Origin of the sequence: Burkholderia sp. PAMC 26561 (genome assembly GCF_001557535.2) — a bacterium.
GTDB lineage: Bacteria > Pseudomonadota > Gammaproteobacteria > Burkholderiales > Burkholderiaceae > Caballeronia.
Map to the genome: position 1 here is coordinate 1,965,502 of NZ_CP014306.1, position 13,092 is coordinate 1,978,593.

The 13,092-nt window shown below is 61.1% G+C and carries 9 protein-coding genes; 6 read left to right on the forward strand and 3 right to left on the reverse strand.

The window, feature by feature from the left end:
* The first annotated feature begins 98 nt into the window (after positions 1 to 98).
* From AXG89_RS09145 to AXG89_RS09155, 3 genes are read left to right on the forward strand one after another with little or no spacing between them, the layout of a single operon-like run.
* The gene (locus AXG89_RS09145; protein ID WP_061998673.1) at positions 99 to 1,370 is read left to right on the forward strand and encodes an efflux RND transporter periplasmic adaptor subunit; all 1,272 of its coding nucleotides are present in this window, start codon (positions 99 to 101) and stop codon (positions 1,368 to 1,370) included.
* Between the two features lie 37 nt (positions 1,371 to 1,407).
* Positions 1,408 to 4,566: an efflux RND transporter permease subunit gene (locus AXG89_RS09150; protein WP_062169358.1), complete on the forward strand. Its 3,159-nt coding sequence runs from the start codon at positions 1,408 to 1,410 to the stop codon at positions 4,564 to 4,566.
* Position 4,567: 1 nt separating this feature from the next.
* Positions 4,568 to 6,211 (forward strand): efflux transporter outer membrane subunit, encoded by a 1,644-nt coding sequence (locus AXG89_RS09155; protein ID WP_082771378.1) that lies wholly within the window; start codon positions 4,568 to 4,570, stop codon positions 6,209 to 6,211.
* A 77-nt stretch (positions 6,212 to 6,288) separates the two neighbouring features.
* Here AXG89_RS09155 and AXG89_RS09160 read toward each other — a convergent pair whose 3' ends face one another.
* Positions 6,289 to 7,662 (reverse strand): nucleobase:cation symporter-2 family protein, encoded by a 1,374-nt coding sequence (locus AXG89_RS09160; RefSeq protein ID WP_062169360.1) that lies wholly within the window; start codon positions 7,660 to 7,662, stop codon positions 6,289 to 6,291.
* A 440-nt stretch (positions 7,663 to 8,102) separates the two neighbouring features.
* Between AXG89_RS09160 and AXG89_RS09165 the strand changes: the two genes are divergently transcribed.
* Genes AXG89_RS09165 through fghA form a run of 3 tightly spaced genes read left to right on the forward strand, consistent with a single transcriptional unit; the run spans position 8,103 to position 11,345 of the window.
* Complete coding sequence (locus AXG89_RS09165) at positions 8,103 to 9,323, forward strand: AGE family epimerase/isomerase (protein ID WP_062169362.1); 1,221 nt, start codon at positions 8,103 to 8,105, stop codon at positions 9,321 to 9,323.
* Between the two features lie 58 nt (positions 9,324 to 9,381).
* Positions 9,382 to 10,488 (forward strand): S-(hydroxymethyl)glutathione dehydrogenase/class III alcohol dehydrogenase, encoded by a 1,107-nt coding sequence (locus AXG89_RS09170; RefSeq protein ID WP_062169364.1) that lies wholly within the window; start codon positions 9,382 to 9,384, stop codon positions 10,486 to 10,488.
* Positions 10,489 to 10,499: 11 nt separating this feature from the next.
* Positions 10,500 to 11,345 carry an S-formylglutathione hydrolase gene (fghA, locus tag AXG89_RS09175; RefSeq protein WP_062170464.1) on the forward strand — a complete coding sequence of 282 codons (846 nt, stop codon included), beginning with the start codon at positions 10,500 to 10,502 and terminating at the stop codon, positions 11,343 to 11,345.
* 54 nt (positions 11,346 to 11,399) lie between these two features.
* Here fghA and AXG89_RS09180 read toward each other — a convergent pair whose 3' ends face one another.
* Both AXG89_RS09180 and AXG89_RS09185 read right to left on the reverse strand, forming a co-directional pair.
* Positions 11,400 to 12,182 (reverse strand): metal ABC transporter permease, encoded by a 783-nt coding sequence (locus AXG89_RS09180; protein WP_062000721.1) that lies wholly within the window; start codon positions 12,180 to 12,182, stop codon positions 11,400 to 11,402.
* Entirely contained in the window at positions 12,175 to 13,074 is a 900-nt protein-coding gene (locus AXG89_RS09185; protein ID WP_062169366.1) for an ABC transporter ATP-binding protein, read from the reverse strand. Before AXG89_RS09185 ends, AXG89_RS09180 begins: the two co-directional genes overlap by 8 nt.
* Positions 13,075 to 13,092 lie beyond the last annotated feature (18 nt).

Here is a 13,092-nt window from a genome sequence, read left to right on the forward strand (position 1 = left end):
GGCTACTGGTTTGCGTCTAAAGACGCTTGTTGCGGCCCGCCGGCAGGAGAGGCGGCCGCGCACTTATTTCAATCTCAGTCTTTGACAGAGGTCGCTCCATGCGCGTCGAACGGGTTCCATTCCGCTTAATCACTGCCGCGACGGCTGCCCTAATTCTTGCAGCCTGCGGAGAAAAACAATCGGCACCGCCGCCCCAGACGCCTGAAGTCGGCGTCGTCACCGTCCAGCCGACCACCGTTCCTGTCGTCAGCGAATTGCCGGGCCGCACAAGTGCGTTTCTCGTCGCACAGGTGCGCGCTCGGGTCGACGGCATCGTGCAGCGTCGCGAGTTCACCGAAGGTGCAGATGTGAAGGCAGGCCAGCGCCTTTACAAGATCGATCCGGCGCCTTACATCGCGGCATTGAATACGGCCAAGGCCACGCTCGCGAAGGCCCAGGCCAACGTCGCCACGCAAAACGCGCTCGCCGCGCGCTACAAGGTGCTCGTCGCGGCAAACGCGGTCAGCAAGCAGGACTACGACAACGCGGTGGCATCGCAGGGACAGGCTGTCGCGGACGTGGCATCGGGTAAAGCCGCCGTCGATACCGCCCAGATCAACCTGGGCTACACGGACGTCGTGTCGCCTATCACGGGCCGTATCGGCTTGTCGCAGGTCACGCCGGGCGCTTATGTGCAGGCAAGCGCCGCCACGCTGCTCTCGACGGTCCAGCAACTGGATCCCGTGTATGTCGACCTGACGCAATCGAGCGTGGACGGCCTCAAGCTGCGCCGCGACATTCAGGAAGGGCGCCTGCAGACGGGCGGCCCGAACGCCGCCAAGGTCTCGCTGATCCTGGAAGACGGGCGCACCTATTCGGAACAGGGCAAGTTGCAGTTCTCGGACGTGAGCGTGGACCAGGGCACGGGTTCGGTGACCGTGCGCGCGATTTTCCCGAACAAGGACCGTGTGCTGTTGCCGGGCATGTTCGTGCGCGCCCGTATCGACGAAGGCGTCAACAACAAGGCGCTGGTCGTGCCGCAAGTCGGCGTGACGCATGACCAGAAGGGCCAGCCTACGGCGCTCGTGGTCGGACCGGACAACAAGGTGGCGTTGCGTCAGTTGGTGACGTCCGGCACGTTCGGTTCGGGATGGGTGGTCGACAGCGGCCTGAATGCGGGTGACCGCGTGGTCGTGCAGGGCACGGACAAGGCGCGGCCGGGTTCGACGGTCAAGCCGGTCGACGCGCAACTGCCGCCGCCAGGCGCCCAGGGTGCTTCCGGCGCTGACGCAGGCTCGGCTCCGGCGGCTGCCGGCGCCAGCGGCGCGGCGGCTTCGAGCGCTCCGGCACCGGCTTCCGCCGCGGCAGCTTCCGCAGCATCAGGCGCGTAATACGGCGCAATTGACGGAATAACAGGGAGCCTGTTTCATGGCAAAGTTCTTTATCGATCGCCCGATTTTTGCGTGGGTGATCGCGATTATTCTGATGCTGGCGGGGATCGCTTCGATCTTCACCTTGCCGATCGCGCAGTACCCGACGATCGCGCCGCCAGCCATTCAGATCAGTGCTACGTACCCGGGTGCATCGGCTACGACGGTCGAAAACACGGTGACGCAGGTAATCGAGCAGCAGATGAGCGGCCTCGATCACTTGCTGTACCTGTCGTCGACCAGCGATGACTCCGGCACGGCCACCATCACGCTGACGTTCGCCGCCGGCACCAACCCCGACATTGCTCAGGTTCAGGTGCAGAACAAGTTGCAGCTCGCAACGCCGCTCTTGCCGCAGGCCGTACAGCAGCTCGGCACGAAAGTGACGAAGTCGAGCAGCAGCTTCCTGGTGGTGATGGCGTTCGTGTCGACCGACGGCAGCATGGGCCGTTACGACCTGGCGAACTATGTGGCGTCGAAGATCCAGGATCCGGTCAGTCGTATCGACGGGGTGGGTACGGTCACGCTGTTCGGCTCGCAGTTCGCCATGCGAATATGGCTGGACGCAACCAAGCTCAACAACTTCCAGCTAACACCAATCGATGTCAAAAACGCCGTATCCAACCAGAACGTGCAGGTTGCGGGCGGCGGTCTCGGCGGCACGCCGGCGGTGCCTGGCCAGATGCTGCAGGCGACCATTACGGAAGCCACGCTGCTGCAAACGCCCGAGCAGTTCGGCAACATCCTGCTGAAGGTCAACGCGGATGGCTCGCAGGTGCGCATCAAGGACGTCGCGCGCATCGAGCTGGGCGGTGAGAACTACAACTTCGACACGAAGTACAACGGTCAGCCGACCGCCGGCTTCGGTATCCAGCTTGCCACGGGCGCCAACGCGCTGAATACGGCAAAACTGGTGCGCGCGAAAATCGACGATCTGTCGAAGTATTTCCCGCCGGGTCTCGTCGTGAAGTATCCGTACGACACCACGCCGTTCGTGAAGCTGTCCATTGAAGAAGTGGTCAAGACGCTGATCGAAGGTATCGTGCTGGTGTTCCTGGTCATGTACCTGTTCCTGCAGAACCTGCGCGCCACGCTGATCCCGACGATCGCCGTGCCGGTGGTGCTGCTGGGCACGTTCGCGGTCATGGGACTGGTCGGATTCTCGATCAACACGCTCTCCATGTTCGGGTTGGTGCTCGCCATCGGCTTGCTGGTGGACGATGCCATCGTGGTGGTGGAAAACGTCGAGCGGGTGATGGCCGAGGAGGGACTGTCTCCGAAGGAGGCGACCCGCAAGGCCATGGACCAGATCACTGGCGCACTGGTCGGCGTGGCGCTCGTGCTGTCGGCGGTGTTCGTGCCGGTGGCGTTCTCGGGCGGTTCCGTCGGCGCGATTTATCGTCAGTTTTCGCTGACCATTGTTGCGGCCATGATCTTGTCCGTGCTCACCGCGTTGATTCTGACGCCGGCATTGTGCGCGACGATCCTGAAGCCTATCGACAAGGACCATCACGTCGAAAAGAAGGGTTTCTTCGGCTGGTTCAACCGGATGTTCACGAAGAGCCAGGACAAGTATCACAGCGGCGTGGAGCACGTGATCAAGCGCTCGGGCCGTTGGCTCATCATCTATCTCGTGGTGATCGTGGCGGTGGGTTTCCTGTTCGTGCGTCTGCCGAAGTCGTTCCTGCCTGACGAAGACCAGGGCACCATGTTCGTGATCGTCCAGGCGCCGGCAGGCTCGACGCAGGAACGCACGGCCAAGGTTCTCGCCGATATCTCCGACTGGCTGCTGAAAGACCAGAAGGACATCGTCGAAGCCGTGTTTACGGTGAACGGTTTCAGCTTCGCCGGCCGTGGCCAGAACTCGGGTCTCGTGTTCGTGCGGATGAAGGACTACGCGCAACGACAGCACGCGGACCAGAAGGTGGGCGCGCTGGTCGGGCGCATGTTCGGGCACTTCTCGTCGTACAAGGACGCGATGGTGATTCCGGTGAACCCGCCGTCGATTCCTGAACTCGGCACGGCGTCGGGCTTCGACTTCGAGCTTGAGGATCGTTCGGGTCTCGGTCACGACGCACTGATCCAGGCACGAAACATGTTGCTCGGCATGGCCGCGAAGGACCCGACGCTTGCGCAGGTCCGTCCGAACGGCTTGAACGATACGCCGCAGTTCAAGGTGAACATCGATCGTGAGAAGGCGAGTGCGCTGGGCGTGTCGCCGGCGGATATCGACAATGTGTTCTCGATTGCGTGGGGTTCGGCGTATGTGAACAACTTCCTCGACGTCGATAACCGGATCAAAAAGGTCTACATCCAGGGCGACGCGCCGTTCCGCATGAACCCGGAAGACCTGAACGACTGGTATGTGCGCAACAGTTCCGGTGGCATGGTGCCGTTCGGTGCATTCGGCTCGGGCAAGTGGATCTACGGTTCGCCGAAGCTCGAACGCTACAACGGTATTTCCGCAGTGGAAATCCAGGGTGCGGCGGGTCCGGGCAAGTCGACGGGTCAGGCCATGGCGGCAATCGAGGCCATCGCGGCGAAGTTGCCGGCCGGTATTGGTTACGAATGGACGGGCTTGTCGCTGCAGGAACGTCAGTCGGGTTCGCAGGCGCCGATTCTTTACGGCATCTCGATTCTCGTCGTGTTCTTGTGTCTCGCGGCGCTGTATGAAAGCTGGTCGATTCCGTTCTCGGTGATTATGGTCGTGCCGCTCGGTATTCTGGGCGCGTTGCTCGCGGCTACCTTGCGCGGACTGGAAAACGATGTGTTCTTCCAGGTCGGCCTGTTGACTACGGTGGGGTTGTCGGCGAAGAACGCAATTTTGATCGTGGAATTCGCACGCGACTTGCGCTCGCAGGGCCGAACGACGGTCGAGGCGGCCATGGAAGCGGCGCGCTTGCGGTTGCGCCCGATCCTGATGACGTCGCTCGCATTTATTCTCGGCGTGCTGCCGCTCGCGATCAGTAACGGCGCGGGTTCGGCAAGCCAGCACGCGATCGGTACGGGCGTGATCGGCGGGATGTTGACGGCGACCTTCCTGGCGATTTTCATGATCCCGATGTTCTTTGTCGTGATCAGCAAGATCAGCCATGACAAGGGCACGCCGCATCACGAACACGGTGGCACGCCTGCTCCGGCCAAGGAAGGAAATTGAGATGCTAAAACACTCCTTGATAGCGGCAGCGGTCGCGCTTTTCGCGGCTGGCTGCACCATGGCGCCGAAGTATGTGCGCCCGGCGGCGCCAGTCGACCAGACGTTCCCGCAAGGCGGCGTCTACGACAAGCAGCCGACCGCCACCTCGGGCGATGCAAGCAACCGCACGGCCAATGCAAAACCGGCGGTGGATATCGGCTGGCGTGATTTTTTCGCCGATGCCCGCTTGCAGCGGATCGTTGAAATTGCGTTAAAGAACAACCGTGATCTGCGCGTGTCCATGCTCAACGTCGCTTCGGCGCGCGCGCAGTACCAGATCACACGCGCCGGTTTGTTTCCGACACTCGATGCAGTCGGCTCGCAAACCAAGCAGCGCACGCCGAAGGATTTATCGTTCTTCAACCAGACCATTTCGAACCAGTATTCGGTGGGTGTGAATGCATCGTGGGAAATCGACTTCTTCGGGCGGATTCAAAGCCTGAAGGATCAGGCCCTGGCGCAATACTTCGCGCTGGCTGAGACTCGCAAGGCGGCGGAAATTTCGCTCGTCTCGCAAGTCGCCGATCAGTACCTGACCATGCTTTCGGCCGACGACCAGCTCACCGTCACGCGCAACACGCTGAAGACGGCGGACGAGTCGTATCGGATCACGAAGCTGCAGTTCGATAACGGCGTGGGTACCGAGCTCGATGTGCGTCAGGCGCAAGGCGTTCAGCAACAGGCTGCCGCCAACCTGCAGTCACAAATGCGTTTGCGGGCGCAGGCCGAGAATGCGCTGGTGCTGCTGGTAGGCGAGCCGTTGCCCGCCGATCTGCCGCCTGGCTTGCCGCTCGACAGCCAGAACCTGCTCGCCGATATCCCGGCCGACTTGCCGTCCGACCTGCTCGCGCGGCGTCCGGACATTGCGTCGGCGGAGCAGTCGTTGCTCGCGGCTAACGCGAACATCGGCGCGGCGCGCGCAGCGTTCTTCCCGAAAATCTCCCTGACGGGAAGTTTCGGGACCTTGTCGCCGTCGCTGGGCGGATTGTTCAAGCCGGGTTCGGCGGCGTGGTCGTTCGCGCCGCAGATTTCGATTCCGATCTTCGAGGGCGGCACGAACATCGCCAATCTCGACGTGGCGCAGATTCAGAAGCGCATCGAAATCGCGAACTACGAGAAGGCGATTCAAACTGCATTCCGCGAAGTGGCGGACGGTCTGGCGGCACGCGGCACTTACGATCAGCAGATCACAGCGCTCGAATCGTTCACGAAGTCGCAGTCACGCCGTCTGGAATTGTCGGACCTGCGTTATCGCAACGGCGTGGACAGCTATCTCTCGGTGCTGACGGCGCAAGATGATTTGTACACCGCGCAGCAATTGCTGATATCGGCGCGGCTTGATCGCGCGACCAACCTTGTGGATTTGTATCGCGAGCTGGGTGGTGGCTGGATCGAGAATGCAGGCGATCAGCCACGTCCGGCGGATCTGATTCCGGATTACCGCGATATCGGTACGCCGGCGACGGCGGCTCCGGCTGCTGCTTCGAGTGCGACCGTGGGTTCGGTTTCCACAGGACCGGCGAAGCTGGTGCCGGTGCAGCATCTGGTCCCGGTTGCAAAGCCGCAAGTTGATGCTGAAGGGAAGGCGGTTGGGTCGGCGGGATAAGCGGGTTAGTTGGATCGTGTGAAAAAAAACCGCAGCCTTGGCTGCGGTTTTTTAATGCTCGTTTAGAACGGGCTTTTTCACCGATCCGCCTTCGCCGTCCCATCGAAATCATGCCCTGCTCGCCGGATCGCGCACGTCGCATCGCGTTCCTTCTTCACTCCGTTGAACACGATATTGAGCAGCACCGCCGACACCGACGCCAGCAAGATCCCGCTGTGCAAAATCGGCTCGAGTGCGTGCGGCAATTGCGAAAAGAACTTAGGCGCAACCACCGGCACAAGCCCCATCCCGATACTCACCGCCACGATAAACAAATTGTGATGGTTTTTCACGAAGTCGACCTTCGACAACACCTTGATGCCGTTTGCCGCGACCATCCCGAACATGACGATGCCCGCACCGCCCAGCACGAACGGCGGCACCGACGCCACCACTTGCGCCATCTTCGGAAAAAGCCCGAGCGCCACCAGAATTACGCCCCCGGTCGCGCACACAAAGCGGCTTTTCACGCCGGTCACGCCGATCAGCCCGACGTTCTGCGAAAACGATGTATGCGGAAACGAATTAAAAAGTCCGCCGATCAACGTACCAAGGCCATCGACTCTCAGGCCGCGAACCAGCGCATCCTGATCGACAGGGCGCTCGACCATGTCGCCGACGGCGAGGAACATGCCCGTCGATTCAATGAACGTGACGAACATGACGATGACCATCGTCGCGATGGACAGCGGGTCGAAGTGCGGCAAGCCGAAGTGAAACGGCAGCACGATGCCGACCCACGGCGCGCTCGTCACGCCGTTCAGGTCGACGCGTCCGAGCGACATCGCGATTGCAAACCCCGCCACGATTCCCAGCAGCACCGAAATGTTCGCGATAAACCCGCGCCCGAACTTGTTGATCAACAAAATCAGCACGAGCACGACCAACGCGAGCAGCAGATACACCGGATTGCCATACTCGGGATTTTCCACACCGCCGGCTGCCCAGTTGATCCCGACGCCCATCAGCGATAAACCGATCACCGCGATCACCGTTCCGACCACGACGGGCGGGAAAAACCGCAGCAACTTCCCGATCATCGGTGCAAGAAAGATCCCGATGACCCCCGCCGCAATGGTCGCGCCGAATATATCGAGAATGCCGAGCCCGGGATTCGTGCCGATGGCGACCATCGGACCGACGGCCGCGAACGTGCATCCCATGATGACCGGCAAGCGGATGCCGAAGATCCACAGGCCGAGCGTCTGGATCAGCGTCGCAACGCCGCATGAGAACAGATCGGCGCTGATCAGGAACGCGATCTGGTCCTTCGGCAACTTGAGCGCCGCGCCGAGAATCAGCGGTACGGCGACGGCGCCCGCATACATCACGAGTACATGCTGGATGCCCAATGTAAGCAACTGGGCGGCGGGTAAGCGTTCGTCGCACGGATGAACCGGGTTTGATGCCATGTCTTTGTCTCTCTCCATACAGTTTGATCGCCGTGCCATCCGGACGTCTTGTTTGAGCGATCCAAGGTAAGTGGCTTAAAAAACAAGAACAAGTCGACGTTGGCGTATGGCCCCCTTAGCCGGGCTGATATGGCCCGAGTGGCTTAACATTGCGCGTGGCGCGGCGAAGCGTTGGCTGGCGGGCGTTGAACGATTTGCGTCGCGCGAACGTGGGCACTTATATGCGAGGCGTGGTTATGATGGTTATCGGCCGGGACGCATAGTCCGTTTTTGGGTGGTGCGGCGAGGGCACGGGGTAAACCCGTCGCAACCGGGTTTTTCATGCTTTTTCATGCATTCCCGGCGCTTTCAAAACCGGGTTTTACGCCTGCGCTTAAACTAACGCCGCACACACAAAGTCACGAACACGAGCTTTTCAAGAATCAGCAGACCTCATACAAATGTCCGATACCGCCAAGCCCCAGACTCCCTTCCCCGAATTCCGCTCGCGCGAGTTCCTGCTCGACCATGCGTTACGGACCATGACGTTTTATCACCCGCATTGCATGGATCCGGCGGGCGGTTTCTATCATTTCTACAAGGACAACGGCGCCGTCTATGATCGCAAGACGCGGCACCTTGTATCGAGTACGCGTTTCGTTTTCACCTACGCAATGGCCTACAAGCATTTCGGCCTCGATGAATATCGCGGCGGCGTGCGTCATGGCATCGAATATTTGCGGGAGTTTCATCGGAATCCGGCAACGGGCGGTTATGCATGGACGCTCGATGGCCGACAGGTCACCGATGGCACCAATCACTGCTATGGCCTTGCGTTTGTGGTGCTCGCGTATGCGAAGGCGCTCGAAGCCGGATTCGAAGAAGCGCGGGCCTATCTGGAAGAAACTTGGGACCTGATGGAAGCGCGTTTCTGGGACGCTGAACACGGCCTGTACAAGGACGAAGCGAGCGCTGATTGGTTGGTGTCGGACTATCGCGGGCAGAACGCCAACATGCACGCTTGCGAAGCGATGCTCGCCGCATTCGAAGCATCAAAGGACGTGCGTTACCTCGACCGTGCCGCGCTGCTCGCAGACAACATGGTCAACCGTCAGGCCGCGCTTGCCGGCGGGCTCGTCTGGGAACACTACAAGCCGGACTGGTCGGTGGACTGGGATTACAACAAGGGCGACAAGTCGAATATCTTCCGTCCGTGGGGATTCCAGCCGGGACATCAGACGGAATGGGCGAAGCTTTTGCTGATCCTCGACCGGCATCGTCCGGAAGCGTGGCACGTGAAGCGCGCGCGTGAACTCTTCGACAAAGCCATCGAACTCTCGTGGGACCACGAGCATGGCGGCATGGTTTATGGCTTCGACGTGGAAGGCAAGTTTTACGACGAAGACAAGTATTTCTGGGTCCAGGCCGAATCGCTGGCAACAGCCGCGTTGCTTGCCGAGCGCGGGGCGCGTGACGGCGACGCCGCCGCCGCGACCCGTTACTGGAATGATTACGACCGGTTGTGGGCTTATAGCTGGGAACACTTTGTCGACCATAAGTGGGGCGCGTGGTACCGGATCCTCGCGCGCGACAACACCAAGTACAGCGACGAGAAAAGCCCTGCGGGCAAGGTCGACTATCACACGATGGGCGCATGCTACGAAGTCCTGAACGTAGTTTGAACGCAGCCCTGAGAATCCCTGAATCAACGATTATCGATTATCGAAAGGAGTCGGACACATGAAGACGAAAGCCGCCATTGCATGGGAAGCCGGAAAGCCGCTGACCATCGAGGAAGTGGATCTTGAAGGGCCGCGCGCCGGCGAAGTGCTGATTGAAGTGAAAGCAACAGGCATTTGCCACACCGATTACTACACGTTATCCGGCGCAGACCCGGAAGGCATTTTTCCGGCGATCCTCGGGCATGAAGGCGCGGGCGTGATCGCGGATGTAGGTCCGGGTGTCGGCACCTTGAAGAAGGGCGATCACGTCATTCCGCTCTACACGCCGGAATGCCGCCAGTGCAAATTTTGTCTCTCGCGCAAGACCAACTTGTGCCAGGCCATTCGGTCCACGCAAGGCCGCGGGTTGATGCCGGACGCGACGTCGCGTTTTTCCATCGGCGGGAAACCGCTGTTCCATTACATGGGGACATCGACGTTCTCGAACTACATCGTCGTGCCGGAAATCGCGGTCGCGAAGGTACGTGAAGATGCGCCGTTCGACAAGATCTGCTATATCGGCTGTGGCGTGACAACGGGCGTCGGCGCGGTCGTGTATTCGGCGAAGGTCGAAGCGGGTGCGAATGTGGTCGTGTTCGGTCTGGGCGGTATCGGCTTGAATGTGATCCAGGGCGCGAAGATGGTGGGCGCCGACAAGATCATTGGCGTCGATATCAATCCGGGCCGTGTGGAACTCGCGAAAAAGTTCGGCATGACGCACTTCATCAACCCGAACGAAGTGCCGAACGTGGTCGATCACATCGTCCAACTTACCGACGGCGGCGCTGATTATTCGTTCGAATGTATCGGCAACACGAAGGTGATGCGTCAGGCCCTCGAATGCACGCACAAGGGCTGGGGACAGTCGTTCATCATCGGCGTGGCAGCGGCGGGCGAGGAAATCTCGACGCGTCCGTTCCAGCTCGTGACCGGCCGCGAATGGAAAGGCTCGGCGTTCGGCGGCGCGCGCGGACGCACGGATGTGCCGAAGATCGTCGACTGGTATATGGAAGGCAAGATCAATATCGATGACCTGATCACGCACACACTGCCGCTCGAGCGCATCAACGAAGGTTTCGACCTGATGAAGAAGGGCGAGTCGATCCGCTCGGTGGTTCTGTACTGAGGATGACGACGATGCTGGAACTCGTGGAAGAACATCGCTGCTTTAGCGGCGTGCAGCGGACATATAAGCACGACTCGCAAACCATCGGCTTGCCGATGCGATTCTCTGTCTTCCTGCCGCCGCAAGCCGCACACGGCAAGGTGCCCGCGTTGTTTTATCTCGCGGGTCTCACGTGTACCGAGGAGACGTTTGCGATCAAGGCGGGCGCGCAGCGTTTTGCGAGCGAGCATGGCATCGCGCTGATCGGGCCCGATACCAGTCCGCGCGGCGCGGGCGTTCCGAACGAGGGCGCAGCGTGGGATTTCGGCGTGGGTGCGGGGTTTTACGTCGATGCCACGCAGGAACCCTGGGCGCGCAATTATCGGATGTACTCGTATGTGACGCAGGAGTTGCGCACCACGGTGCTGGCCGAGTTGCCCGTTCGCGAGGATCGTCTGGGTATCTTCGGCCACTCGATGGGCGGTCACGGCGCGCTGGTTCTGGCGCTGAGGAATCCGGACATCTACAAGTCGGTATCGGCGTTCGCGCCGATTGCCGCGCCTTCGCATTGCCCGTGGGGCGAGAAGGCGTTTTCAGGTTATCTGGGTGATGATCGGGAAACGTGGAAGCAGTACGACGCGAGCGAACTGGTGAAAAGCGCGAAGACGAAGTTCGATGCAGGGATCCTGATAGATCAGGGTCTTGCCGATAATTTCCTCGCCACGCAACTGCATCCGGAGATTTTCGAGGCGGCCGCGAAGGTGGCGGGGCAGACGGTGACGCTGCGCCGGCATGAAGGGTATGACCACGGGTATTACTTCATCTCGACGCTTATCGGCGAGCATGTGGCGTTTCATGCGCGGACGTTGTGCGCGTGAGGCAAAGTTGGACGGGAGCGCCGTGGGCGCTTTCGTTCTCGCAGTGATTGCGATCTACTTTCGACCCAACAAACTCACCCCGTAAACCCCTGCCGACAGCATCGTGATCCAGAAGCTCGTTGGCCAGTCGGTGTAATACGCCAGCGTCAGCCCGACCCACGCCTGTCCCAGCGCGAAAACGGCCGCGAGCATCACGCCGGTCGACAACCGCGTCGCCACGTTTTGCGCTGCCGCTGCCGGTCCGACCATCAGTGCGAACACGAGCAACACGCCGACGATCTGCGTCGATGCCGCCACTGCCAGCGCCGTGATCGCGAGGAACAGCACGGACACGAGCCGCAGCGATACCCCTTTGGCCTCAGCCAGCTCCGGCTGCAGCGACGCGAACAACAACGGCCGCATGATCACGGCCAACGCGCCGAGACTGACCACGGCGAGTCCAACCAGCACCAGAAGCGTTTCGTGACTCACGCCAAGCACGTTGCCAAAAAGCAGCGCGGTTGCCTGGCTTGCATACGCGGTGAAGAAGTGCAGGAACAGCAACCCGAATCCCAGCGATAAAGACAGGATCACGCCGATGGCAACATCACGTCCCGTGAGCTTTTCGCCCAGCGCGCCCATGCCGACGCCCGCAACGAGCGTGAAGCCGATCATGCCCCAGAGCGGCGAAACGCCCACGAGCACCGCGCCGGTCGCGCCCGTGAAACCCACGTGCGACAAGGCGTGGCCCGCGAACGTCTGACCGCGCAGCACCAGAAAGTACCCGACAATGCCCGCCAGTATCGCGACGATTCCCGACGCTGCAAAGGCGTTGCGCATGAACTCGTATTCAAACATCGTGGGAATGCGTTCCGGAGTGGTGATGACCGTGATCGTGACCATGGTCATGGTCGTGAGAATGCGAATGACCGTCGGGGCCGTCTTCGTGGGCGTGATCGAGCTTGTCGACTTCCACGTCGCCGGCCATGACGAAGATGCGGCCGTTCACGCGCATCACGTCGATCGGCGATCCATAAAGCTGCGAGAGAACCGGCTTGGTAATGACTTCATCGATCGTGCCGAGCGCCGCGCGGCCATTGCCGAGATACAGCACGCGGTCAATGGAGTTCAGCAGCGGATTGAGTTCGTGCGCCGAGAACAGCACGGTAATCCCGAGCTCGCGCTGCACGCGCCGCACGAGATCGACAACGCCGGTCTGGTGACGCGGATCGAGACTGATCAGCGGTTCATCGAGGAGAAGGAGTTTCGGGTCGCCGAGCAGGCATTGCGCGAGCAGCAAGCGCTGACGTTCGCCGCCAGACAACTCGGACAAAGGACGCGCGGCGAGCGCGCGGCCATCGACGAGATCGAGCACGCGATCCACGTCGGCTTGTGCCGCGGCACTTGCACGCGGCAAACCCCAGCGGTGACCATCGGCGGCCATCGCGACAAAATCGCGGCCACGCACGCGCCGTCCGGCAAGACCGCTGCGTATCTGCGGCATATAACCAATCGATGCATTGCCGCGCACCACCGCCGCGCCGTTCACGCGGATCGCGCCTTGGGACAAGGGCAGGAGCCCGAGCATCGCGCGCATGAGCGTGGTCTTCCCGGCGCCATTCGGCCCCAGCACGCCGATAAACTCACCCGCCGCGACGCTGAAGCTCGCGTCGTTCAGGATCGGCCGGCCGCCGAGTTCAAGCGTGACGTGCTCGACGGTTAGCGCCCCCGCTTTTGTCGATGCCGTCATCAAGACGCATCCTCGAAC

Bases quoted from the DNA above. Each gene is read 5' to 3' on its own strand.
- AXG89_RS09150 (WP_062169358.1), top strand. From the start codon at position 1,408: ATGGCAAAGTTCTTTATCGATCGCCCGATTTTTGCGTGGGTGATCGCG.
- AXG89_RS09155 (WP_082771378.1), top strand. From the start codon at position 4,568: ATGCTAAAACACTCCTTGATAGCGGCAGCGGTCGCGCTTTTCGCGGCT.
- AXG89_RS09145 (WP_061998673.1), top strand. From the start codon at position 99: ATGCGCGTCGAACGGGTTCCATTCCGCTTAATCACTGCCGCGACGGCT.
- AXG89_RS09165 (WP_062169362.1), top strand. From the start codon at position 8,103: ATGTCCGATACCGCCAAGCCCCAGACTCCCTTCCCCGAATTCCGCTCG.
- fghA (WP_062170464.1), top strand. From the start codon at position 10,500: ATGCTGGAACTCGTGGAAGAACATCGCTGCTTTAGCGGCGTGCAGCGG.
- AXG89_RS09170 (WP_062169364.1), top strand. From the start codon at position 9,382: ATGAAGACGAAAGCCGCCATTGCATGGGAAGCCGGAAAGCCGCTGACC.
- AXG89_RS09160 (WP_062169360.1), bottom strand. From the start codon at position 7,662: ATGGCATCAAACCCGGTTCATCCGTGCGACGAACGCTTACCCGCCGCC.
- AXG89_RS09185 (WP_062169366.1), bottom strand. From the start codon at position 13,074: ATGACGGCATCGACAAAAGCGGGGGCGCTAACCGTCGAGCACGTCACG.
- AXG89_RS09180 (WP_062000721.1), bottom strand. From the start codon at position 12,182: ATGTTTGAATACGAGTTCATGCGCAACGCCTTTGCAGCGTCGGGAATC.